Source organism: Chryseobacterium sp. GW823-FHT05E08 (assembly GCF_058795655.1).
Map to the genome: position 1 here is coordinate 1 of NZ_JBXAHY010000005.1, position 24,384 is coordinate 24,384.

Annotated in this window: 20 protein-coding genes; 12 read left to right on the forward strand and 8 right to left on the reverse strand. The window is 34.9% G+C overall.

From position 1 onward, the window contains the following. Positions 1 to 102 precede the first annotated feature (102 nt). The 8 genes from argH to AC1Q7L_RS16760 all read right to left on the reverse strand — a co-directional run bounded on the left by argH (position 103) and on the right by AC1Q7L_RS16760 (position 9,196). Positions 103 to 1,407 carry an argininosuccinate lyase gene (gene argH / locus AC1Q7L_RS16725; protein WP_492307264.1) on the reverse strand — a complete coding sequence of 435 codons (1,305 nt, stop codon included), beginning with the start codon at positions 1,405 to 1,407 and terminating at the stop codon, positions 103 to 105. Positions 1,408 to 1,779: 372 nt separating this feature from the next. Continuing rightward, a complete protein-coding gene (locus AC1Q7L_RS16730) occupies positions 1,780 to 2,862 on the reverse strand; it encodes a M20 family metallo-hydrolase (protein ID WP_492307263.1) in 1,083 nt (360 codons plus the stop codon). Beyond that, positions 2,837 to 3,631 (reverse strand): acetylglutamate kinase, encoded by a 795-nt coding sequence (gene argB, locus AC1Q7L_RS16735; protein WP_492307262.1) that lies wholly within the window; start codon positions 3,629 to 3,631, stop codon positions 2,837 to 2,839. The genes AC1Q7L_RS16730 and argB overlap by 26 nt, the downstream gene beginning before the upstream one ends. Before the next feature lie 63 nt (positions 3,632 to 3,694). Next, entirely contained in the window at positions 3,695 to 4,654 is a 960-nt protein-coding gene (locus tag AC1Q7L_RS16740) for an N-acetylornithine carbamoyltransferase (protein WP_492307261.1), read from the reverse strand. 185 nt (positions 4,655 to 4,839) lie between these two features. Next, positions 4,840 to 5,979, reverse strand: coding sequence for an aspartate aminotransferase family protein (locus AC1Q7L_RS16745; RefSeq protein ID WP_492307260.1), 1,140 nt, complete (start codon positions 5,977 to 5,979; stop codon positions 4,840 to 4,842). A 346-nt stretch (positions 5,980 to 6,325) separates the two neighbouring features. Beyond that, on the reverse strand, positions 6,326 to 7,300 hold the full coding sequence (argC, locus tag AC1Q7L_RS16750) for an N-acetyl-gamma-glutamyl-phosphate reductase (RefSeq protein ID WP_492307259.1): 975 nt from the start codon (positions 7,298 to 7,300) through the stop codon (positions 6,326 to 6,328). 131 nt (positions 7,301 to 7,431) lie between these two features. Beyond that, positions 7,432 to 8,625 (reverse strand): argininosuccinate synthase, encoded by a 1,194-nt coding sequence (locus AC1Q7L_RS16755; RefSeq protein ID WP_492307258.1) that lies wholly within the window; start codon positions 8,623 to 8,625, stop codon positions 7,432 to 7,434. Continuing rightward, on the reverse strand, positions 8,597 to 9,196 hold the full coding sequence (locus AC1Q7L_RS16760) for a GNAT family N-acetyltransferase (protein WP_492307257.1): 600 nt from the start codon (positions 9,194 to 9,196) through the stop codon (positions 8,597 to 8,599). The genes AC1Q7L_RS16755 and AC1Q7L_RS16760 overlap by 29 nt, the downstream gene beginning before the upstream one ends. Before the next feature lie 158 nt (positions 9,197 to 9,354). Here AC1Q7L_RS16760 and AC1Q7L_RS16765 point away from each other — a divergent pair, with 158 nt between their 5' ends. From AC1Q7L_RS16765 to AC1Q7L_RS16820, 12 genes are all read left to right on the forward strand, one after another. After that, entirely contained in the window at positions 9,355 to 9,771 is a 417-nt protein-coding gene (locus AC1Q7L_RS16765) for a transposase (RefSeq protein ID WP_492307256.1), read from the forward strand. Between the two features lie 203 nt (positions 9,772 to 9,974). Then, positions 9,975 to 11,354 (forward strand): porin, encoded by a 1,380-nt coding sequence (locus AC1Q7L_RS16770; RefSeq protein ID WP_492307255.1) that lies wholly within the window; start codon positions 9,975 to 9,977, stop codon positions 11,352 to 11,354. Positions 11,355 to 11,572: 218 nt separating this feature from the next. Next, positions 11,573 to 13,153, forward strand: coding sequence for an MFS transporter (locus tag AC1Q7L_RS16775; protein ID WP_492307254.1), 1,581 nt, complete (start codon positions 11,573 to 11,575; stop codon positions 13,151 to 13,153). Between the two features lie 43 nt (positions 13,154 to 13,196). Next, positions 13,197 to 13,424: a DUF6814 family protein gene (locus AC1Q7L_RS16780; RefSeq protein WP_066750187.1), complete on the forward strand. Its 228-nt coding sequence runs from the start codon at positions 13,197 to 13,199 to the stop codon at positions 13,422 to 13,424. 83 nt (positions 13,425 to 13,507) lie between these two features. Beyond that, positions 13,508 to 13,702 (forward strand): hypothetical protein, encoded by a 195-nt coding sequence (locus tag AC1Q7L_RS16785; RefSeq protein WP_066750189.1) that lies wholly within the window; start codon positions 13,508 to 13,510, stop codon positions 13,700 to 13,702. Beyond that, positions 13,695 to 16,412 carry an ATP-binding protein gene (locus AC1Q7L_RS16790; protein ID WP_492307253.1) on the forward strand — a complete coding sequence of 906 codons (2,718 nt, stop codon included), beginning with the start codon at positions 13,695 to 13,697 and terminating at the stop codon, positions 16,410 to 16,412. The genes AC1Q7L_RS16785 and AC1Q7L_RS16790 overlap by 8 nt, the downstream gene beginning before the upstream one ends. 73 nt (positions 16,413 to 16,485) lie before the next feature. Beyond that, positions 16,486 to 16,917 carry an IS200/IS605 family transposase gene (tnpA, locus tag AC1Q7L_RS16795; RefSeq protein ID WP_492307252.1) on the forward strand — a complete coding sequence of 144 codons (432 nt, stop codon included), beginning with the start codon at positions 16,486 to 16,488 and terminating at the stop codon, positions 16,915 to 16,917. A 155-nt stretch (positions 16,918 to 17,072) separates the two neighbouring features. Next, positions 17,073 to 17,432: a response regulator transcription factor gene (locus tag AC1Q7L_RS16800; protein ID WP_492307251.1), complete on the forward strand. Its 360-nt coding sequence runs from the start codon at positions 17,073 to 17,075 to the stop codon at positions 17,430 to 17,432. A gap of 110 nt (positions 17,433 to 17,542) precedes the next feature. After that, complete coding sequence (locus tag AC1Q7L_RS16805; protein ID WP_492307250.1) at positions 17,543 to 19,429, forward strand: AMP-binding protein; 1,887 nt, start codon at positions 17,543 to 17,545, stop codon at positions 19,427 to 19,429. A gap of 30 nt (positions 19,430 to 19,459) precedes the next feature. After that, the gene (gene acs, locus AC1Q7L_RS16810) at positions 19,460 to 21,397 is read left to right on the forward strand and encodes an acetate--CoA ligase (RefSeq protein WP_492307267.1); all 1,938 of its coding nucleotides are present in this window, start codon (positions 19,460 to 19,462) and stop codon (positions 21,395 to 21,397) included. A 296-nt stretch (positions 21,398 to 21,693) separates the two neighbouring features. Next, positions 21,694 to 22,059 carry a hypothetical protein gene (locus AC1Q7L_RS16815; protein ID WP_492307249.1) on the forward strand — a complete coding sequence of 122 codons (366 nt, stop codon included), beginning with the start codon at positions 21,694 to 21,696 and terminating at the stop codon, positions 22,057 to 22,059. Between the two features lie 114 nt (positions 22,060 to 22,173). Beyond that, positions 22,174 to 24,384: a RelA/SpoT family protein gene (locus AC1Q7L_RS16820; RefSeq protein WP_410694244.1), complete on the forward strand. Its 2,211-nt coding sequence runs from the start codon at positions 22,174 to 22,176 to the stop codon at positions 24,382 to 24,384.

Below are 24,384 nucleotides of genomic sequence, written 5' to 3' on the forward strand. Positions count from 1 at the left end.
GAGCGAGTCTTAGTTTAATTAAATGCTTTCTCTTTTTCTAAAGATATTATTTTTCTTTCTGCAAATCTAAAGGAGCGGAGTCGAAGCATCTCATAAAAATTTTTAACCCAATAATTTATTTTTCAGTTTATTAAACTGATATTCTATTTTATCTAAACATAGATTTCCAATACTTCCCTGATGAGTATGATTAAGATTTCCGATTTCAAAATCAAACTCATTATTTTCAATCTCCTGCCCTACTTTTACATACGCATCACGGAATGAACTCCCATTTTTCACCTCTTCATTTATTTTCTCTACGCTGAAAAGATATTTATACTTTTCGTCTTCCAGAATTCCATCTTTCACCTGAATATTTGGCAATGTATAACTTAAAATCTCCAAGCATTCTTTTAAAGAATCAATGGCCGGGAAAAGAATTTCCTTCGTCAGCTGCATATCTCTGTGATAACCTGAAGGCAGGTTATTTGTTAACAAAATAAACTCATTCGGCAACGACTGGATTCTGTTGCAACGTGCACGAACCAATTCGAAAATATCAGGATTTTTCTTATGTGGCATGATGCTGCTTCCCGTTGTAAACTCTTTAGGAAAGCTTATAAAATCAAAATTCTGACTTAAATACAGGCAAACATCATAAGCAAATTTCCCCAATGTTCCAGCCAAAGTTGCCATTGCCATCGATAACATTTTCTCTGATTTTCCACGCGTCATTTGAGCATACACCGAATTGTAATTCATCGACTGAAAGCCTAAATTATAGGTCGTACTCTCACGGTCGATCGGGAAAGACGAACCATATCCCGCCGCAGAACCCAATGGATTTTTATTAATGATATTTTTAACAGAGAACAACATTTCAACATCATCTAACAATGCTTCAGCATAAGCTCCAAACCACAACCCAAACGATGATGGCATCGCAATCTGTAAATGCGTATAACCGGGAAGCAGAACATTTTTATGCTGTTCTGCCAGTTTGATTAATATTTGAAAGAATTCATCTGTCAGTGCCGCAATTTCACGAATTTCATCAACTAAATATAGTTTGATATCCAATAAAACTTGGTCATTTCTTGAACGTGCGGTATGAATTTTTTTTCCTGTATCCCCTAATTTTTCAATTAAGATAGATTCTACCTGCGAGTGAATGTCTTCTGCAGTTTTATCAATTTCAAAAGTTCCGTTGTCGATATCTTTCAAAATTTCTTCCAAAACAGATAACATCTGCTCTGATTCTTCATTGGAAATAATTCCAACTTCTGCCAACATTTTACAGTGCGCCATCGAGCCTTTGACGTCGTATTTCGCTAAACGCTCATCAAAATCAAGATCTTTCCCGACCGTAAATTTATTGACTAATATATTGGTGGCAAGGTCATCCTTCTGCCATATTTTTTTCATATTTTTTTCTTTAAAAATTTAGTTTGTTTTGACAACTCAGCAGGACACCCTTATTATTTTGTACAAGTCTTTCATTTCTAATTCAATTTTTGCATAAATCTTTATTAAAAATATTTCAAACTTCATTGCCTGCTGAGTAAGGCCAAAACATTAAAAAACTAATATTATATTTCTTTTGTCTTGAAACAAAAGAAACAAAAATTCAAGACTGGAAACTTCCGCTAAAAAATATTTTTATTCTCTAAAAATCCCAAAACTCGTGCGAATTGAATATTGGTTCTTCGATTCGATATTTGTCTCGCACTCAAACAGTGGGATTTTCTTGACGTTCATAAAACTATTTTTCTTAACGCTCCATTTTCCTAAGTCGTTTTATAAAACTTTTTCAAGGATTTGAATATAAATATCAATCCCTTCTTTTATTTCATTTATATATATGTACTCATCCGCTGTGTGAGAACGCCTACTGTCGCCAGGACCGATTTTCACTGATGTACACGGAATAATCGCCTGATCGGACGAAGTTGGAGAGCCGTAAGTTGTCCTTCCGATTTCCAAACCAGCTTGTACAAAAGGATGATCCATTTCGATTTTTGAAGAATTTAGCCTGAAAGATCTTGCCGTTAAGGTTGATTTCATCTGTGATTGGATAATTTCAAATGCCTCTTCATTGGAATATTCATCCGTCACCCTAACATCCAACGTAAAAGTGCACGATTCCGGAACTACATTATGCTGAACTCCGGCATGAATTCCAGACAATGTAACTTTAACTTCACCCAAATAATCCGAAACCTTTGGAAATTTGAAGTTTAAGATCTGTTGCAGATCTTCCATACATTTCACAATCGAGTTATCGTCGTTAGGATGAGCGGCGTGAGAAGGAGTACCTTTCATTTCCCCGTCAATAACCAAAAGTCCTTTTTCTGCGATTGCCAGATTCATCTGCGTTGGTTCTCCTACGATGGCAAGCTCGATATTTGGTAGTTGGGGAAATAAAGCTTCAATTCCGTCAAAACCTGAAATCTCCTCCTCAGCCGTCAAAGCAACAACTAAATTATATTTTAAATCTTCTTGAGCATAAAAATGCAAAAAAACCTGCGCCATCGAAACCAGAGAAGCTCCTGCATCATTACTTCCCAATCCGAATAACTTTCCATCCTTCTCAATGGCAAGAAACGGATCTAAAGTGTAAGCTTTATTTGGTTTTACCGTGTCATGATGGGTATTCAACAAAATTGACGGCTTGAAAACATCAAACTTTTTGTTCACCGCCCAGATATTATTTTTAAAACGTTTTGTTGGAATCTGATGTTTTTTGAAAAAATTTTCAATCTCCATCGACGTATTAAATTCATCCTTGCTGAATGACGGAATTTCAATCAGTTTTTTCAACAAATCCACTGCATTATTCAGTAATTCTTCTTTATTATAAACAGATTTCAGTTCCTGCATGATGATTTTCTATGTGGTTTTTTAGTTCGGTTTCTTTAATTAAGAATACCTTATTGACTTTATTTTTTACAGCTCCCAAAGCGTTTTCTAACTTTGGAAGAATTCCTTTATGAAGTTTCCCTTCCTCTTTTAAGGTTGAAAATTCTTCTTCTGAAATATTTTTTATAACAGATTCCGGATTGTTTATATCTTCCAAAACGCCTTCTTTATCGAAACAATACAACAATTCAACATCATATTTTATTGATAAAGCCTGAGCAATTACCGAAGCAATCGTGTCTGCATTTGTATTAAAAAGATGTCCTTTTTTATCATGAGTAATCGCAGAGAATACAGGAACCAATTCAAGCTTCAATAACTTTGAAATCAACTTTCTGTTGACGCTTTTTTCAGTAATATCTCCTACAAACCCGAAATCTATTTCGGCGTGTTCTCTTTTTTTAGCCTTAATTAAGTTGGCATCAGCCCCCGAAAACCCCATTGCTTTGCATTTTTTATGCTGAAGTTTTGCCACAATGTTTTTGTTGATTCCTCCCGCATACACCATCGCTACAATATCCAATGTATCTTTATCTGTGATTCTTCGTCCGTTAATCATTTTCTGTTCAATGCCTAGTTTATCAGCCAATGTGGTTGCTAATTTTCCGCCTCCATGAACCAGAATTTTCTTTTCCTGAATATCAGAAAACTGCTCCAGAAATTCGTTCAATAATTCCTCATCATCAATTAAAGCACCGCCGATTTTTATGATGTATAATTTTTCTTTCATTATAAACACTTTTATGATCCTTGTCAAGGTTTAAAACCTTGACAAGGATTGAAGGAATTTCTGTTATTTTGAATTGATTTCATCCAAAATTTCAGAAAAAACTGCCTGAGCCGAGAAAATTCGGTTTTTTGCCTGTTGGTAAATGATAGAATTTTCACCATCCATTACCTCATCACTCAATTCCACATTACGACGAACCGGAAGACAGTGCATTACTTTTGCCTGATTGGTATTGGCTAATTTTTCGTTCGTCAACATCCAGTTTTCTTTTACTTCAGGCATTGCTGCATAATCATCAAAAGACGACCAGTTTTTCACATACACAAAATCTGCATCTTTCAATGCTTCATCCTGATTATGGATTATTTTAACATCTTTGGTGAAGTTTTTATCCAAATCATAACCTTCAGGATTCGCAATCACCAATTCCACATCCATTTCCTGCATCCATTCTGCGAAAGAATTTCCTACCGCATGGGCAATTGGTTTGATGTGAGGAGCCCAAGTTAAAACCACTTTCGGTTTTTTTTCTTCCTTCCAGTTTTCTGTAATCGTGATACAATCTGCCAAACTTTGTAAAGGGTGACGCGTTGCAGATTCCAAAGAGATAACCGGAACTTTTGCATGTTGCTCGAACTGACTTAAAATACTTTCGTTAACATCATCTTCCTTGCTTTTCATTCCAGCGAAACAACGAACCGCAATGATGTCACAATATTGATTTAACACTTCAATAGCATCTTTTATGTGTTCAACGGTGTCGCCGTTCATCACAGCTCCGTCTGCAAATTCCAGATTCCAGGCCTCTTGAGCTGCGTTTAACGTTAATACATTTAACCCTAAATTTTGTGCCGCAATCTGGCTGCTTAAACGAGTTCTCAAACTTGAATTCAAAAATACAAGTCCGATTGTTTTTCCTTTCCCCTTTTCGGTTTCCGAAAGAGGATTTTCTTTAATTTGTAAAGCTTTTTGTATGATTTCCTGCAAGTTTTCAACATCACTTACAGAGGTGAATTTTTTCATTTTGAATTGATTTTAAACCAAAAATTTTTAACACTTTAGTACACTTTAGAAGTTTTATAATATTGAAATATTTAGAACACATGAGTTGAAAATCAAAGATTTTCAAAATCTTAAGTGAACTTCTTCAACTTTATTTTTTAACTTAATTAAACTAAAGTGTTTAAAATTTTGTGGTTAATTAAAATTTAAAGATTTTCTAAAACAGTTTTCAAAGCACTGATGAATAAATCAGTTTCTTCTTTTCTAATGTTAAGCGCCGGAAGAATCCTCAACACAGCCTTATCATTGGAGTTTCCGGTGAAAATATGATGATTGTACAACAAGCTGTTCCTCACTTCCGAGCAATCCCTGTCGAGTTCAATTCCAATCATCAAGCCTTTCCTTCGGATCGTTTTAATATGTGAAAAATCTTTAATTTCATTTTCAATATATTCGCCTATTTCCTGAGCATTTTGGATGAGATTTTCATCTTTCATTACGTCTAAAACCGCAATTGCAGCGACACAAGCTAAGTGATTTCCGCCAAAAGTTGTGCCCAATAAACCATTGCTTGCCTGAAATTTCGGATGAATCAATACTCCGCCAATTGGAAAGCCATTCCCCATTCCTTTTGCCGTTGTAATGATATCTGCTTCAACTCCAAATTCCTGATGAGCAAAGAAATATCCGCTTCTTCCGTACCCTGATTGAACCTCATCTAAAATCAAAACCGTATTGTATTTTTCACACAGTTCTTTGATTTTAGTTAAAAATTCAACCGTTGGAATCATAATTCCTCCAACTCCCTGAATTCCTTCAATAATTACAGATGAAATTTCACTTCCATGATTTTCAAAAACAATTTCAAGCTGTTCTATATTATTCCATTCAGACTTAATAAATCTTTCGTCATAGTTTACGGGAGCTACAATTTTAGGATTATCAGTCACAGAAACCGCTGCTGAAGTTCTTCCATGAAACGAACCTGAAAAATACAGCACTTTACTTTTTCCGTTATGGAAAGAAGCCAGTTTTAAAGCATTTTCGTTCGCTTCAGCTCCTGAATTGCATAAAAACAAATTGTAATCTTCCAACCCTGAAAGTTTTCCTAATTTATCAGCTAGTTCAGTCTGTAATTCGTTTTGAACCGAGTTTGAATAGAAAGATATTTTATCTAACTGGTTTTTTAATTGAGTTTGATAATGCGGATGGTTGTGCCCGATAGAAATCACTGCGTGACCTCCGTAAAAATCAAGATATTTTTCTCCTTTATCGTCCCAAAGAAATGATCCCTGAGCTTTTACCGGATTTATGTTGAATAATGGATATACGTTGAATAAATTCATTTTCTAGTTGATTGTTTTTGGTTGATAGTTGCTGGTTTTACAACTTCATTTTATTATATTTTCTTTTGTCTTGAAACAAAAGAAACAAAAGTTCAAGACTGGAAACTTTCGCTAAAAAATATTTTTGTTCTCTAAAAATTCTAAAACTTGCGCGAAATTGATATTTGTTCTTCGACTCGACATTTGTCTCGCGCTTCGAACAATTGAATTTTGTTAACGTTCACAAAATTATTTTTCTTAACGCTCCATTTTCCTATGTCGGTTTTGATTCGAGTTTTTAAAATTAATTAAAACTACGATAGAGATGCTTCGACAAGCTCAGCATGACAAACCTTTTACTTTGATATTAAAATGCTATTGGTTTCAAGTTTAATCCTGAATTTTCTTCCCAGTCCATTGCAAGATTCATGTTTTGAACAGCCTGCCCGGACGCTCCTTTCAACAAATTGTCAATCGCTGAATGAATAACCGCAACATTTCCACTCTTTTCTATATGAATCACACAGCGATTGGTATTGACAACCTGCTTTAAATCAATTGCTTTTTCGCTTACCTTTACAAAAGGTTCATCTGCATAAAAATCCTTAAACAATTGATGAATATCTGAAAGTTCTAAATCTGTTTTCACCGTGGAACTCGTAAAAATCCCTCTCGCAAAATCCCCTCTCCATGGAACAAAATTCAGACTGATTTCATTTGTATTAAAAGAAATTAATTGCTGTAAAATCTCATCCACATGCTGGTGGGTCAAAGTTTTATAGGCTGAAATATTATCATTCCTCCAGGTAAAATGCGTCGTTGCCTGCAAAGACTGACCCGCTCCTGTAGAACCTGTAATTCCCGTTGTGTACACTTCATTCAACAATCCTTTTTGAGCTAATGGAAGCAAAGCAAGTTGAATCGCCGTAGCAAAACATCCCGGATTTGCAATACTTTTCGCTCCTAAAAGTTGTTTTTTGTTGATTTCAGGCAGACCGTAGATAAAATTTCTTTTTGCGAAATTTCCATCTAAACGAAAATCATTTCCTAAATCGATGACCAACGTTTCATCTTTTACCCTATTTTGAGCCAGCCAATTCTGACTTTCTTTGTGAGGAAGACATAAAAATAAAATATCTACCTCTTCAGGCTGATCTGTTAAAACCATTTCACAAACCGTCGTTAAATCCGGGTACAAATCTGAAATTTTTGTCCCCGAATTCGAACGACTATATAAAAAACTCAAAGACACATGAGGATGAAAAGCTAGCAGACGAACCAGTTCGCTTCCTGTGTAACCGTTGGCTCCGATGATTCCTGCTGTTTTATTAATTTCAATCATTTTTTATTTTTGCCATAGGTTTCACCTACGGCTACTATTATTGAACCCTGCGGATTCTCTGTTTATGTTGATCTTTTTTAATCCATAGGTTTCACCTACGGCTATTCGTATTGAACCCTGCGGGTTCATCATCAAAACGCTGAATTAATCTGATGATATATATTTAAGGAATTGCTTACAATTTTCGTGTAGCCTTTCACATCTTCGCCTGTCCACGCTCTGTTTGCTTCGCCATAACTTCCGAATTTATCAGACATTAAATCATGTTCAGATTCAATTCCATTTAAAATAAATCTGTACGGATGAAGCGTTACAAAAACTTTTCCGCTTACTGTTTTTTGAGAATCATCCAAGAAAGACTCGATATTTCTCATCACAGGATCTAAGAAAAGCGCTTCGTGAAGCCAGTTTCCATACCAGTCAGACAATTGAGATTTCATCATCTGCTGATATTTTGAGAGCGTATGTTTTTCCAATAAATGGTGCGCTTTGATAATCACAGACGCTGCTGCCGCTTCAAAACCTACTCTTCCTTTGATTCCGACAATTGTATCTCCAACATGGATGTCACGACCGATTCCGTAAGCTGAAGCTAATTCTTCAATTTTTTGAATCGCGTAAACCGAGTGTTCAAAGTTCTCTCCATTCACTGCTACAACTTCACCATTTTTAAACTCAATTTCCAACTCTGAAGGCTGAGTTTCTTTAATTTGCGAAGGAAAAGCTTCTTCAGGAAGATAATTTCTTGATGTTAAGGTTTCTTTTCCACCGACTGAAGTTCCCCAAAGTCCTTTATTCACAGAATATTGTGCTTTTTGGAATTCCATTTCATAACCGTGGATTTTTAAAAACTCAATTTCTTCTTCACGGGATAAAGCCATATCACGAATTGGCGTAATAATTTCCACATTTGGACACATTACCTGAAAAATCAAATCAAAACGAACTTGATCATTTCCAGCACCTGTACTTCCGTGAGCGATAGCGTCAGCCTCGATTTCAATCGCAAATTTTGCAATTTCCTGCGCCTGAATCGTACGTTCAGCACTTACAGACAAAGGATAGGTATTGTTTTTCAACACATTACCAAATATCAAATACTTTACGCAAGAATTATAATAATCTTCCTGAGCATCAACACACCTGTATTCTTTTACCCCAAGATTGAAGGCTTTTTTCTCCAGTTCTTTTTCCTCTTCTTTAGAAAAACCTCCGGTATTTACAGTGACTGCATATACTTCATATCCAAGTATTTCACTCAAATATTTGGCACAGTAAGAGGTATCTAGACCTCCGCTAAATGCTAAGATTACTTTCTTGCTCATTTCTATATTGATTTTCGGGTTGATCACTTACAACACCATTTACTTTATTATTATCGGGAACGAAAAGCATTGCTGTACAAAGGCAGTTTTTACGTTCTTTTTTCATTAAAATTTCATAATTCACACAGTTTTTGCAACCGTTCCAGAATTCTTCATCCTGTGTCAATTCAGAATAAATTACAGGTTTGTATCCTAAGTCACTATTGATTTTCATCACTGCCAAACCTGTTGTCAATCCAAATACCTTCGCATTCGGATATTTATCTCTAGATAACTGGAAAACTTTATTCTTAATTAAAGTAGCGACTCCTCTGTTCCTGAATTTTGGCGAAACGATTAATCCGGAGTTGGCCACAAACTGACCATGTGACCAAGTCTCTATATAACAGAAACCTACCCATTCGCCGTTTTCAGTGGCTATTACAGCATTACCATCTGAAATCTTTTTACTTAAATATTCTATGGAACGTTTTGCGATGCCCGTCCCTCGTCGCTGTGCAGAATCATACATTTCCTGCTGTATTTCACTCACATACATTAAATGTTCGCATGAGGAAATTTCTATTTCCATTTATTTATCTGAATTTTTTGGCAAATTTAAAGCATTACAACTTTAAAAACCAAATAAAAAAGATATTATTTTTGTTAAATTAAAATAAACAGGTAAAATTATCTTTATAAGAAAATACAACTTTGCTAATTTATTATATATTTGCTAAAATGCTATATATGGAAAGTAATTGCCCCAAATGCAACAGCAATAAAATTGTAAAAAGCGGAATCATCAACGAGAAACAAAGGTTCCTTTGTAAGGACTGCAACTATTATTTTACGGTTAAAAAATTAGGCAAAAGAATTGACGATTATTATGTAACAAAAGCACTTCAACTTTATCTTGAAGGCTTAAGTTTCCGTGAAATAGAAAGAATTATCGGAGTTTCTCATGTCACGATAAGTTCGTGGATCAAAAAATATAATATCACAAGACCACCGCATTCTGAATTCCATCCGGTATATAAAATTTTAAAGCAAAATGAATTAATTGAATATATCGCTCAAGAAGAAAATCTTAAAAACTCAGGAATTATTATCACTCAGTTTGCAGATAAATATATGTTGATTAAATGGGAAAGATTTAAGAAATAATACTTATATTCAATTGTAAATAAGTTAATTATGAATTTTACTCTCGCAGCAATTATTGTATTTTGAAAAATTAATTTATAAAATTTTTAACTTTAATTAATATCAAACTATATTATTACCACTAATATATATTAAATTTTCGTAAACAAATTATTAATTACAATTTGGCTTTCACAAAATTAACGCCAAAAAATTGATAATTTATGAAGAAAATACTCACATTTATTGGATTAGCTCTAATCAGTAATTCTTTATACTCACAAGGTTCTCCCGACTACGGAAGTGGACTCAAATTAAACCTCAATCCGCAAGGTGATAAATATGTCAGGTTTATCTTATGGGATCAATTTTGGTTAAGAAATACCCAAATGAACCCAGAAAGTATGGTTGGCGGAGAACCAACAGACAATTCATGGAGTTTAGGAAACAGGCGATTACGTGTTTTAGCGTACGCTCAGATTTCTAAAAGATATATGATTCTTGCTCATTTTGGGATTAATAATCAAACGTTTATCAACGGCGGAGGCTCAGGAACTTCAGGAACAGGAGGTTATGGAAACGGGAAAAAGCCTCAAATGTTTTTCCACGATGCCTGGAATGAATACGCAGTTATTTTACCTGGAGAAGCCGGAAAATTCAGTTTATCTTTGGGTGCGGGACTTCATTATTACATGGGACTTTCCCGTATGACAATGGCTTCTACATTGAATTTCCTAACCGTCGACTCCCCTATTTTTTCATGGCCGTTGATCGACAACTCAGATCAGTTTGCAAGACAATTAGGAATGTTTGCTAAAGGAAAATACGGCAAATTAGAATATCGTTTTAGTTTAAATAAGCCTTTTGCAACAGATTTAGTTCCAGTAAATGTTACTGATCCCACAAAAGCCGTAGCAGTTGATAATAACGGAAATCCTAATTTTTCAAAAGCAGGTTATGTTGAATATCAGTTTCTTGACGAAGAATCCAATACGCTTCCTTTCAAAGTAGGTTCTTATTTGGGAACAAAAAAAGTTTTCAATCTTGGAGCAGGTTTTTATCATCAAAAAGATGGTACCCGAACTTCTATTAATTCAGCGATAGAAAAACATGACATTACGCTTGTTGCAGTCGATGCTTTCGCAGATATTCCTTTGGGAAATGCTAAAAATAAAATGGCAGTTTCTGCTTATGCAGGCTATTACAACTATCAATTCGGTCCCAATTATATCAGAAATTTAGGCATTATGAATATTGCTTCTTCCGATCCCAATTTTATCGGTGATAAAGCCATTGCAGGAGCAGGAAATCTACAACCAACCATCGGTACAGGTAATATTATCTACGCGCAGGCGGGTTTACTTCTACCAAATCAGGCAGAAAAACCTAAAGTAAGAATCCAGCCTTTTGCGGCTTATACTCATAAAAGTTTTGATGCTTTAGAAAAATCATCTTCACAGTTTGATATCGGAGCGAATTGGTTTATAGACGGTCATCATGCGAAAATCACTACGCAATATTCAACACGACCAGTTTATACGAGCCCGACAAAAAGTCCATCTTCCAAAGGGGAATTTATTATGCAATTTCAAATTTATTTATAAAAACTTCAAAATTTTAACCACAAAAGATACAAAAGCTATTCTGCTGTTAAGAAAACAAAGTTTATAAAAGATTTCTTAAACTTATATGTTTTTCTTATTGCAATTTAATAATAAACTTAAAAATAACTAATGTGTTAATCTTTTGTCTCTTTTGTGGTTAATTAAAAATAAACTATAAAAACTCAATATCAATTTAACTAACATCAAAATCAAGCAATATGAGCGAAAATCATCACGATACCTACGAAAATATGACCGAAAAGCAGAAAAACCGCACCATTTGGAGCGTGATCACTGCCTCGTCACTTGGTACATTAATAGAATGGTACGACTTCTATATTTTTGGAAGTTTGGCCGTTGTTTTAGCAACGAAATTCTTTCCGTCAGATAATCCTACCGCAGCATTTTTATCTACGCTTGCAACTTTTGCTGCCGGATTTGTGGTAAGACCTTTTGGAGCTTTATTCTTCGGAAGACTAGGAGATATTATTGGAAGAAAATATACTTTTTTGGTTACTTTATTAATTATGGGATTTTCAACTTTCCTCATCGGATGTATCCCGAGTTTTGAAACTATTGGATATCTTGCGCCGGTTTTAGTTTTAATTTTAAGACTATTACAAGGTTTGGCGCTGGGCGGAGAATACGGAGGTGCCGCGACTTACGTTGCAGAATACGCCCAGCCCCACAGAAGAGGTTATTGGACTTCATGGATTCAAACGACTGCAACTGCAGGGCTTTTCATTTCATTAATTGTTATTTTAATTACTAAAAATACCCTTTCTGCTGAAGAATTTGAAGGTTGGGGATGGAGAGTTCCTTTCTGGATCTCAATTTTAATGGTGGGAGTTTCTTATGTCATCAGAAAAAACATGAAAGAATCTCCACTTTTTGCTAAAGCTAAAAGTGAAGGAAAAACTTCAAAAAATCCTTTAAAAGAAAGTTTTGGGAATAAATACAACTTCAAATTTGTCTTATTGGCATTATTCGGAGCGGCGATGGGACAAGGGGTAATCTGGTACACCGGACAATTTTATGCCATGAGTTTCCTTCAAAAAGTAATGAACGTAGAATCTTCACAGGTCGATTCTTTAATGGCAACTGCCTTATTGATGGGGACTCCTTTCTTCGTATTTTTCGGTTGGTTGTCAGACAAAATCGGGAGAAAAGCCATCATGATGACCGGAATGCTGGTTGCAATTCTAGCCTACAGACCAATTTATGATGCAATGTTTAAAAGTGTAAATCTTGAAACCAAAACCGTCGCAGCCAACGGAATTACAGAAAAAAGAACTGCAAAAATTCATAAAGATATCGCCTCAGATAGCCTTGTCAATTTCCATAAAGAAATATTGTACACAGACGGAACTTTAATTAAAAAAGACAGTGTAGTCCATTGGTCACCGAGCGGTGTTGTGATGAAAGACGGAAAAGCCGAAGAGCCAAAAGTTTCTCAAACCGTGAAATTAGCCGACAATACAAAATGGTATTTGGTGTTTTTGGTATTCATTCAAGTGATATTTGTAACGATGGTTTATGGTCCGATTGCTGCTTTCTTGGTAGAAATGTTCCCGGTGAGAATCCGTTATACATCGATGTCTTTACCGTATCATATTGGAAACGGGGTGTTTGGAGGACTTCTTCCTGCCGTTGCAACTTATTTAGTGACCGTTGGCAAAGATGCAGGACATCCGACCTGGTATCTTCAAGGGCTTTGGTATCCTATCGGAGTTGCCGCAGTCTGTTTGCTCATCGGAATGATATATCTTAAAAATAAGAACAATAATATTCACGATTAAGCATTGAATCACTCAATTTTTCATTAATTTTAATACTACTAAAATGGACACACTAAAAAAAATATTTGGCATTATCTGGATCTTAGCAGCTCTCGTGGTGGGATATTTCGGGATAACGGTCATGGGAATTCCAAAGATCACTTCGGGAAAACAGGAAGATCTGGTATTCGGAATCATAATTCTATTTGTTTTGATGCCGATTATTTCTGGCGGATTAGCAATTTTCGGCTACTATTCTTTAACAGGAGAATATTCTGACGATAAAGCCTAACCCATAAAATCATGAATGATAATTGATAAATGATGAGTTAAAACACCGTCAATTTATCAATTATCATTTATTAATTATCACTTATGAAAAAGAGACACGAACAAAAATTAATACTTCTGAGCATCGGACTTCTAGTTGCCTTCAGTATTCCTATTTCGTTGTTATTCAACAGTGAAAAGGAAGTCTTTGGCTATCCGATGATCTTAATTTACGTGTTCGCAGTCTGGATGATTTCCATTATTATCTCTTTTGTAATCGTAAAAAAATATGATGAGTAGTTTCGCGTTATTTATCGTTGTTTTGATCTATTTGGCACTTTTATTCTTAGTCGCTCATTTGGCGGAGAAGAAAAAAAGCAAAGTCTGGATCAACAATCCTTACATCTACGCATTGTCTTTGGCTGTGTATTGCACGGCTTGGACGTACTACGGAAGCATCGGCGTTGCAGCTACAAGCGGGCTTAATTATCTTCCGATTTATATCGGTCCCATCATGGTAATTCCTGCATGGATTTACATTAATACCCGAATTGTAAGAATTTCAAGAGTTAATAAAATAAGTAGTTTAGCAGATTTTATTTCGTTAAGATATGGGAACAGCAGAAGTTTTAGCGCGATTATTACGATCGTCTGTCTTTTGGCGATTGTCCCTTACATTGGTTTACAGATTAAAGCGATTTCCGAAACATTTCATTTGGTAACAGAAACACCAATGTCTAAAAACATTTTGACAGATAATGCCACTTTTGTGGTTGTTTTAATTGCTTTATTTTCATCCTATTACGGAACAAAATATGTTGATGCCTCAGAAAAACGCTTGGGAATTATTTCCGCTATTGCATTGGAAAGTTTTTTAAAATTATTTTTCATCATTATTTTAGGATTATTTGTTATTTATTATGCTTTTGACGGATTTTCAGACATTTATGAAAAGGCCAGTAAGTTTGAAGATTTTAAAGCAAAAAATACCTTCAACGGAATTGAAGGTGCGATGAACTGGATGGTTTTATGTTTGATTTCAGGAACAGCAATTTGTATTCTTCCGAGACAGTTTCACACAGCGATTGTTGAAAACAGACAGGAAAAACATATTAAAACTGCGATCTGGTTTTTTCCTCTTTATTTATTGATTTTCACCATTTTCATCTTCCCGATTGCTTGGGGCGGAAGATTGATTTTTGAAGGACAAAACGTGAATCCTGAGTTCTACTCTATTTTAATTCCGCAACATTTTGACAATACCTTAATTACGGTTTTCGTATTTCTTGGAGGATTAAGTTCTTGTATTTCAATGATCATTATTTCTGCGATTACTCTATCCATAATGCTTTCAAACAATTTGATTATTCCTTACGGTTTATTGGGAAAATTTAAATCAGAAAATGAAGTTCAGAACACCAGAAACATTACCAACATCAGGAAATTCAGCATTTTCGCATTGATTATCATGGCGTTCGGCTTTTATAAATATTTTATTTTAAAAACTTCGCTCGATTCTGTTGGCTTAATTTCATTTGTCGTGATCGGACAGTTGGCACCCGCATTTTTCGGAGCATTATTTTGGAGAAGAGGAACGTACAAAGGCGCAGTTATCGGATTGCTGGCAGGATTAGCAATTTGTTATTTCGGATTGATTATTCCGCAATATTACTTCTCCTATAATCAAGAATTAAAAGGAGTTTTGAGAGAAATGTACAATGCTTTTGATTTTTTCAGCATCTCTTTTTTGAGTAAAATTCCGCAGATTTTCTTTTGGTCAATGCTCGTGAATACTGCTTTATTTACAATCATTTCCGTGAGTGTAAAAGGAAATTACCGTGAAAGAAATTTCGCCGAATTATATGTTGATATTGATAAATACATTCAAAATCACGAAAACGCTTTCATTTGGCGCGGAACAGCTTATGTTTCAGATATTAAAAATATTTTAGAACGTTTTTTAGGTAAAAATAAAACTGAACAAGCATTAAGAATTTTCAATTTAAAATATAATATTGATTCTCAAACCGAAACTGCGGATTCAAGATTCATTAAATTTTCAGAAAACCTTTTGGCAGGGAGAATTGGAACCGCTTCTGCAAAGATTTTAATTGAAGGCGTAACCAAAGAAGATAAAATATCTTTAAAGGAAGTTTTAAATATTTTAGAAGAATCTAAAGAAAATATTACACTGAATAAAAAGCTAACCGAACAGTCGGATGAACTTCAAAAACTTTCGGATGATTTAAGAAAAGCTAATGAAAGTTTAATCATTAAAGACCATCAAAAGGATGATTTCTTGGATTCTGTCGCTCATGAATTGAGAACTCCAATTACAGCAATTCGTTCAGCCGGAGAAATTTTAGCCGATGACGACGATATTCCTTTAGACATCAAAAGAGAATTTTTAAACAATATCATCACAGAATCCGACAGATTAAGTGAAATTATTAATGATATTTTGTATCTGGATAAATTGGAACATGGTGAAATTGCTTTAAATATTCAACAGAATAACATTCTTGAAACTTATAAAAAATCTGTAAATCCACTTCTTCATTTAATTCAGCAGAAAAACATTCATTTAAGCGAGGTGAATCTTTTAAATCAATTTATATTTGAATATGATGAAGCGAGGATGATTCAGTTATTTCAGAATATTTTAGGAAATGCCTTGAAATTCACAGACGATCAAGGAACGATACAAACTAAATTATCTGAAAAGGAAAATGAATTAACGATTAAAATCTTCAACACAGGAAAAACAATTCCTGAAGAAGATCTGGAAATGATCTTTGATAAATTTTATCAATCTAAAAACCAAAACATCCTAAAACCAACAGGAAGCGGATTGGGGTTGGCAATTTCCAAGAAAATTGTACAAGCCCAAGGCGGAACCATAAAAGCAGAAAACAGCGGATTGGGCGTGACTTTTATAATTACTTTGCCAAACAATAACTATGCAAACAACGACGAACCCGAAGGGTTCAACAACAGTAGCCGTAGGTAAAACCTATGGAAACGAATGAATAAAACACAAACCAGAACCCAAAAGGGTTCAATAATAAAAGTACAAATGAAAAATGGGAACATATCGACAAATATTTTATCATATTGTTTTCGGAACAAAACATCGGGAACCAACAATTAATGAAAATAATGAATCAGAGTTATACAAATATATTTGGGGTATTTTAAAGAATAAAAAATGTAAATTATACAGAATTAATGGAATGCCAGACCACATTCATATTTTTTGTGACCTGCATCCAAACATAAATCTCAGTAATTTGGTAAAAGATATAAAGGTTGCAACCAATTTATGGATGAAAGAATCGGCATTGTTTCCTGAATTTTTCGGATGGCAGGAAGGGTACGGAGCATTTACCACTTCAATAAGAGATAAAGAAAGAATTATAAACTATATAAAAAATCAAAAGGAACATCATAAAACGGAAACTTTTGAGGATGAATTTAAAAAGCTTTTAGCAGAACATGGAATCGAACCAGAATAAACATTGAATTAATAAAATTCAACCCTTGCGGGTTGGTTTAATGCAAATCATAATCCATATTACATAGGTTCCACCTACGGCTATTGAAATTGAATCCTTCGGATTCTCTAAAAACATATGAAAACAATGCAGTTGAATCATAAAAAAAATACAAAATGAAAAAGATAATCATTGCAGATGATGAACATAAAATATTGATGTCACTGGAATACAGTTTCAAGAAAAACGGCTACGACGTCTACATCGCAAGAGACGGAACCGAAGTATTGGAATTTTTAAAAACCATGATTCCTGACGTCATTCTACTCGACATTATGATGCCAAATTTAGACGGATACAGTACATTAGATATCATTAAACAAGACGAAAAATTAAAAGATACAAAAGTCATTTTTCTGAGCGCGAAAAATAATCCGAAAGACATTGAAAAAGGCTTAGAAATGGGAGCTGATGCTTATGTAACAAAACCTTATTCTATTAAAAAATTGATGCAGCAGATCGAGGAAATGTTTTAATTTAAACGCAAATAGCACTAATAAATTACACAAATAACACAATTATCATTCGTGCCATTTGTGAAAAGATTTGTGGCATTAGTGTTTAAAACCAAACACAAAAAATTAATATGAACACAGAGAGTTTATTTAAACAAAGCATAGAAGACAAAGAGAATTTCTGGAAAGAACAAGCTCAGGAAATCGATTGGTTTGAATTTCCTACCCAAATTCTTTCTAAAGACCAAAACGATTACACCCAATGGTACTCCGATGGCAAACTGAATATGTGCTATTTATGTATCGATAAACATATTGAAGACGGTTTCGGAGAGCAAATTGCCATTGTTTATGATTCTCCGGTTACCAATCAAAAAATACAGCACACTTTTAATCAAGCGAAAGAAGAAATTTCAAAACTGGCGGGAGGTTTGGCTTCTTTGGGACTGAAAAAAGGAGATACGGCTGTTATTTACATGCCGATGATTCCGCAGACGCTTTTTGCGATGTTGGCCTGTGCAAGAATTGGGGTCATTCATAATGTTGTTTTTGGAGGTTTTGCACCTCATGAATTGGTGGTGAGAATTGATGACTGCAAACCAAAAGCTTTAATTACGGCAACCGCTGGAGTAGAAATCGCCAAGAGAATTCCTTATTTACCATTGGTTGAAAAAGCGATTGAACTCGCTCAGGACAAAGTTGAAAATATTATCGTTTACAACAGAAAATTAGTCGAAAATCAACATGAAATGTTTGATGGATTAATTGATTACAAAGAATTAGTTCAAAAATCAGAACCAGTGGATTGCGTTTCAGTTGAGTCTACTCACCCACTCTATTTGCTGTACACCTCAGGAACTACAGGAAAGCCAAAAGGAATTACCCGCGATACAGGAGGTTACGCCACCGCGTTGAAATTTTCCATGAAATATATTTATGGAATTGATGAAGGAGATACTTTTTGGGCAGCGTCCGATTTTGGTTGGGCAGTTGGGCACAGTTTTTCGGTGTACGGACCTTTAATTAACAGAAACACCACCATTATTTTTGAAGGAAAACCCATCATGACTCCCGATGCAGGAACATTTTGGAGAATTATTTCAGAATATAAAGTTTCTGCGATGTTTACAGCTCCAACAGCAATTCGAGCGATTAAAAAAGAAGATCCGAATGGAGAATTGGTTAAAAAATATGATTTAAGCCATTTCAAAAAACAGTTTTTGGCAGGTGAAAGATGTGATGTTGCGACGTTGGATTGGTTTGAAAAACATATCGGAGTTCCCGCAATCGATCATTGGTGGCAGACAGAATCTGGTTGGCCAATGTTGGGTTTAATGACGTTTGATGATCATTATAAAATCAAAAGAGCTGCTGCAGGAAAACCAATTCCGGGATATGATATTAAAATTTTTGATGAAAACGGATATGAATTGGATGCTCATCAGGAAGGCTATTTAATTATAAAACTTCCACTTCCGCCAGGTTCATTATTAGGAATTTGGAATGATAATGAAAGATTCCAAAGCAGTTATTTATCACAATATAAAGGCTATTATTTTTCTGGAGACGGAGCCATAAAAGATGAAGACGGCTATATTTTTATTACAGGAAGAGTTGATGATGTCATCAATGTGGCAGGGCACCGACTTTCAACCTCAGAAATGGAAGAAATCGTTTCATCACATCCCGATGTTGCTGAATGTGCCGTTGTCGGAATTGATGATGATTTGAAAGGTCAGATTCCTTTTGCAACGGTTGTTTTGAAGAATGGTTCAACAATTTCGGAAGAAGAAGTAGAAAAAGATATTGTAAAATCGGTTCGTGAAAAAATCGGAGCCGTTGCCTGCCTTAAAAATGTGATGATTGTAAAACGTTTGCCCAAAACACGTTCAGGAAAAATTTTAAGAAAACTCATCAGAACATTATTAGACGGTAAAGAATTTCAGATTCCGTCAACGATTGATGATGAAAAAATCATTGAAGAAATTCAGCAAAAAATCGAGGAATATAAGGCTTAAACAAGAAATTAAGCATAAATTTAATTATAAATAAATTCAAATTTCAAAAACGAAAGGGATATGAGAAATTACTTAATAGAAGATCTTCCACATTATTTTGAAGAGTATAAAAACTCTATTAAAAATCCTAAAAAATTCTGGGACAAAATAGCAGATCAGAACTTCGTATGGTACCAAAGATGGAGCAAGGTGGTGAAGTATGATATGAATGAAGCAAAAATCGTTTGGTTTAAAAATGCAAAATTAAATATCACCAAAAACTGCATCGACAGGCACTTAAATGAAAGAGGCGAAAAACCCGCCATCATCTGGGAACCCAACGATCCGAAAGAAGCAGCACAACATATTTCTTACAACGAATTATACAATCGCGTCAACAAAACAGCCAATATTCTTAGAGATATGGGCATCGAAAAAGGCGACAGAGTCTGCATCTACCTTCCAATGATTCCTGAACTGGCGGTCACAATGCTAGCCTGTGCAAAATTAGGCGCTGTACATTCTGTTATTTTTGCAGGTTTTTCTGCATCAGCTGTAGCATCAAGAATTAATGATTGTGAAGCCAAAATGATCATCACATCAGACGGAAGTTATAGAGGAAGCAAAGTTTTAGATTTAAAAAGCATTGTGGATGAAGCGTTAGAAAAAACTCCAACCATCGAAAATGTTTTGGTAGTAAAAAGAACCCACAATGAGATCAAAATGAAAGAAGGCAGAGATCATTGGATAGCTCCTCTTTATGAAAAAGCCTCTCCGGATTTTGTAACTGTAATTATGGATGCAGAAGATCCGCTTTTTATCCTATATACATCAGGATCAACAGGAAAGCCAAAAGGAATGCTTCACACCTGCGCAGGTTATATGGTTTATACCGCCTATACTTTTAAAAACATTTTTAATTATCAGGAAAACGATATTTATTGGTGTACCGCAGACATCGGCTGGATCACAGGGCATTCATACATTCTTTACGGCCCTCTTTGTAACGGAGCGACCACTGTAATTTTTGAAGGAGTTCCTACTTATCCTGAGCCGGATCGTTTCTGGGAAGTTATTGAAAAACATAAAATTACGCAATTCTACACTGCTCCAACCGCAATTCGTTCATTAGCGAAAGAAAGTGCAGAATGGGTTGACAAACATGATTTGAGTTCATTAAAAGTAATCGGATCCGTTGGTGAACCGATTAATGATGAAGCTTGGCATTGGTTCAATGATCATGTTGGAAGAAAAAAATGTCCGATTGTAGACACATGGTGGCAGACAGAAACAGGCGGAATTATGATTTCACCGCTTCCGTTCATTACCCCAACAAAACCTACGTACGCTACTCTACCTCTTCCTGGCGTTCAACCTGTTTTGATGGATGATAAACGCAATGAAATCACAGGAAACCAAGTTACCGGAAACCTTTGCATCCGTTTTCCTTGGCCGGGAATTGCAAGAACAATTTGGGGTGATCACCAAAGATATAAAGAAACCTATTTCACTGCTTTTCCGGGAAAATATTTCACTGGTGATGGCGCTTTGAGAGATGAAGTTGGATATTACAGAATTACAGGTCGTGTGGATGATGTTATCATTGTTTCAGGGCACAATTTAGGAACTGCTCCGATTGAAGACAGCATCAATCAACACCCTGCTGTTGCGGAATCTGCGATTGTTGGCTATCCTCACGACATCAAAGGAAATGCTTTGTACGGCTATGTTGTTTTAAAAGAAACGGGAGAAAGTCGACAAAGAGAAAATTTGAAAAAAGAGATCAATCAGTTAATTTCAGATCAGATTGGACCGATTGCTAAATTGGATAAAATTCAGTTTGTTTCCGGACTTCCTAAAACTCGTTCAGGAAAAATCATGCGTAGAATTTTGAGAAAAATTGCGGAAGGTGATTTTAATAGTTTTGGAGATATTTCAACGTTATTAAATCCTGAAATTGTAGAGGAAATTAAGAACGAAAAAATATAAATTAAATTTAAGGTTGAGATGTTATTTAGGTTGATAAAACTCACCTTAAATTTAAACGACAAGATCAATAGGAACGGGCTTTAGCCCGTTTTCTTTTTAAGAATACAATCAATTGACTTTAATCAAAACCTGAATTATAAACTAACATAAATTTAAACACACATTCAATAGATATTCTCATAAATTTTAACAATTAAATATAGATAAAATAATATAATATCAATTTTATTAAATTAAATACAACATATGTGAGATTTAATTATTATCTTTAAGTACAAATTTAAAAACTATTGCTTATGTCAAATATATTAGCTGGGTTATTTGAACATCACAGCGATTACAAACAACTCGAAACTGATCTTGAAAGCTCGGGATTCGGAAGTTCAGATTACATCGTATATCTTGATGACACACACCATTACTCTCAGTATATGACAAGTGTTTCTGTAAGAGATAAGGATCAAGCAGACAATGCGAAGAGCATTTTTAATCAAAATTCTGTAGTAAAAACTTACTTATTTGAGAATGTAAGTATAGAACAGGCTGATTATAATAACATCAAAAGGCTTATTGACGCTAGAAACAGAGCGGAAATACATAATTGTCCCGATGTCAAAATAAAAGCTTCAAGCCATGGCATGGACTCTGAAGTAAAATTCTAGAAACAAAATTAAATACTAATAACCGAAAATCCGTAGAACGTTCTGCGGATTTTTTAATGCTTTGAAAAGTGGGAAAATTTTCGTATTTTCGTTTAAATATAGGCTTTTACACAAATGAGTTACGACTTAGAACAGGAAAATAAAGAGATTCTTGCGAGATATAAGGATCTGATTTCGAACACCTACAGAACTTTGGATGAGGAAAATAATAAACTTATCCGAAAGGCATTTGATATTGCATTGGATGCCCACAAGGATCAAAGGAGGAAATCTGGCGAACCTTATATCTACCACCCCATTGCCGTTGCGAAAATCGTAGCGACAGAAATTGGTTTGGGGGCAACTTCCATTGCCTGTGCGTTGCTGCATGACGTGATCGAAGATTCAGATTACACTTACGAAGATCTTAAAAAGATATTTGGAGAAAAAATCGCCAATATCGTGAATGGATTAACAAAAATATCCATCATGAATCATCAGAATATCTCCGTACAATCTGAGAATTACAGAAAGCTTTTGCTTACTTTATCTGAAGATTTCAGAGTTATTTTGATCAAAATCGCCGACCGACTACACAATATGCGAACGCTGGAAAGCATGGCGCCCGACAAACAGAAGAAAATCGCTTCTGAAACGGTCTATATTTATGCTCCGATGGCGCACCGTTTAGGTTTGTATAATATTAAATCTGAACTTGAGGATCTTTCTTTAAAATATAATAATCCAGAAGTTTTTAACGAAATCACGGAAAAATTAGAGCTAGCCAAGGAAAACCGTGAAAGATATATTGATGAATTTAAAAAGGAAGCTTCCGAAAGATTACAGGAAGAAGGATTAAATTTCACCATTAAAGGCCGTGCCAAAGCAATTTCTTCCATTTACAGAAAAATGCTGAAGCAGGGAGTTTCTTTCGAGGAAGTATTTGATAATTATGCGATTAGAATTATTTATAAATCTGATGCTAAAAACGAAAAATTCTTAGCCTGGAAAATTTATTCTATCGTAACAGACGTTTATCACAGTAATCCGTCACGAATGCGTGATTGGATCACTCAGCCCCGTTCTACAGGATATGAAAGTTTGCATTTAACCGTTCTTGGTCCCGATAAAAAATGGATTGAAGTTCAAATTCGTTCCGAGAGAATGGACGAAATCGCTGAAAAAGGGGTTGCAGCACATTACAAATACAAGGAAGGTTACAAGCAAAGCTCCGACGATAAGAATTTTGAAAGATGGGTAACAGAAATCCGCGATGTTCTTGAGCAGCAGCAGGACCTTTCTACTTCTGAGCTTTTAGATAATATTAAACTTAATTTATATTCAAAAGAGGTTTTCGTATTCACTCCAAAAGGTGAAATTAAAATCTTACCAACCAATGCAACGGCTTTAGATTTTGCATTTTCAGTTCACTCCGATCTGGGAATGAAATGTTTAGGAGCAAAAATCAATGGTAAATTAGTTCCAATTTCTTACGTTCTTCAAAATGGAGATCAGGTTGACATTCTTTCGTCCCAAAATCAAAAACCGAAATTTGACTGGCTGGAATTTGTTGTTACTTCAAAAGCCAAGTCGAAAATCAAAGGTTATTTGAATTCTCAAAAAAATCAGTTGGTTGAGGAAGGAAAAGAGACTTTACAGAGAAAACTTCGTCATGCAAAAATCAATTTTAATGATGAAGAAATCAACAAACTTCAAAAATTCTTTAATTTAAAAACTTCTCAGGAATTATTCCTGAAATTCCAGACTAATGAACTGGATGCGAGTAGTTTAAGAAAATATATAGAAAGTAAAAACGTATTTAATAATTTACTTTCAAGATTCAGAAAATCTCCGACAAAAAATACGGCTTATATAGAGCCAAAAGAGCAGAATCTTGACATGATCGTCTTTGGAAAAGATGAAGAGAAGCTGAATTATACTTATGCAAAATGTTGTACAGTAATTCCGGGAGACAAAATTTTCGGATTTATAACCATTTCGGAAGGTATAAAAGTTCACAGTGACAATTGTCCGAACGCGATCAACCTTAGAGCGCAATACGATTACAGGGTGATTCCTGCGAAGTGGGTAAATGCTGAAAGTTTCCAAAACAGAGTGAAAATTGAGATCGAAGGTCTCGACAGAATGGGAATGATCAACGATATTACTGCCGTCATCAGCGGTTCTATGGGAATGGATATGAAAAGTATGTCAATTGAATCCAACAACGGAATTTTCACAGGAAACATCAATCTTGAGGTTAAAAATAAAAGTCAGTTGGAGGAAACATTTACAAAACTGAAAGATATTAACGGAGTTTCACGAGTGAGACGATTACAATCATAA

What these genes read in the sequence shown, in the direction of transcription:
- AC1Q7L_RS16775 (WP_492307254.1), top strand. Translation starts at nt 11,573, where the DNA reads ATGAGCGAAAATCATCACGATACCTACGAAAATATGACCGAAAAGCAG.
- AC1Q7L_RS16815 (WP_492307249.1), top strand. Translation starts at nt 21,694, where the DNA reads ATGTCAAATATATTAGCTGGGTTATTTGAACATCACAGCGATTACAAA.
- AC1Q7L_RS16730 (WP_492307263.1), bottom strand. Translation starts at nt 2,862, where the DNA reads ATGCAGGAACTGAAATCTGTTTATAATAAAGAAGAATTACTGAATAAT.
- AC1Q7L_RS16790 (WP_492307253.1), top strand. Translation starts at nt 13,695, where the DNA reads ATGAGTAGTTTCGCGTTATTTATCGTTGTTTTGATCTATTTGGCACTT.
- AC1Q7L_RS16745 (WP_492307260.1), bottom strand. Translation starts at nt 5,979, where the DNA reads ATGAATTTATTCAACGTATATCCATTATTCAACATAAATCCGGTAAAA.
- AC1Q7L_RS16770 (WP_492307255.1), top strand. Translation starts at nt 9,975, where the DNA reads ATGAAGAAAATACTCACATTTATTGGATTAGCTCTAATCAGTAATTCT.
- tnpA (WP_492307252.1), top strand. Translation starts at nt 16,486, where the DNA reads ATGGGAACATATCGACAAATATTTTATCATATTGTTTTCGGAACAAAA.
- argB (WP_492307262.1), bottom strand. Translation starts at nt 3,631, where the DNA reads ATGAAAGAAAAATTATACATCATAAAAATCGGCGGTGCTTTAATTGAT.
- argH (WP_492307264.1), bottom strand. Translation starts at nt 1,407, where the DNA reads ATGAAAAAAATATGGCAGAAGGATGACCTTGCCACCAATATATTAGTC.
- AC1Q7L_RS16765 (WP_492307256.1), top strand. Translation starts at nt 9,355, where the DNA reads ATGGAAAGTAATTGCCCCAAATGCAACAGCAATAAAATTGTAAAAAGC.
- AC1Q7L_RS16820 (WP_410694244.1), top strand. Translation starts at nt 22,174, where the DNA reads ATGAGTTACGACTTAGAACAGGAAAATAAAGAGATTCTTGCGAGATAT.
- AC1Q7L_RS16740 (WP_492307261.1), bottom strand. Translation starts at nt 4,654, where the DNA reads ATGAAAAAATTCACCTCTGTAAGTGATGTTGAAAACTTGCAGGAAATC.
- AC1Q7L_RS16805 (WP_492307250.1), top strand. Translation starts at nt 17,543, where the DNA reads ATGAACACAGAGAGTTTATTTAAACAAAGCATAGAAGACAAAGAGAAT.
- AC1Q7L_RS16780 (WP_066750187.1), top strand. Translation starts at nt 13,197, where the DNA reads ATGGACACACTAAAAAAAATATTTGGCATTATCTGGATCTTAGCAGCT.
- AC1Q7L_RS16800 (WP_492307251.1), top strand. Translation starts at nt 17,073, where the DNA reads ATGAAAAAGATAATCATTGCAGATGATGAACATAAAATATTGATGTCA.
- AC1Q7L_RS16785 (WP_066750189.1), top strand. Translation starts at nt 13,508, where the DNA reads ATGAAAAAGAGACACGAACAAAAATTAATACTTCTGAGCATCGGACTT.
- AC1Q7L_RS16755 (WP_492307258.1), bottom strand. Translation starts at nt 8,625, where the DNA reads ATGAGCAAGAAAGTAATCTTAGCATTTAGCGGAGGTCTAGATACCTCT.
- AC1Q7L_RS16760 (WP_492307257.1), bottom strand. Translation starts at nt 9,196, where the DNA reads ATGGAAATAGAAATTTCCTCATGCGAACATTTAATGTATGTGAGTGAA.
- argC (WP_492307259.1), bottom strand. Translation starts at nt 7,300, where the DNA reads ATGATTGAAATTAATAAAACAGCAGGAATCATCGGAGCCAACGGTTAC.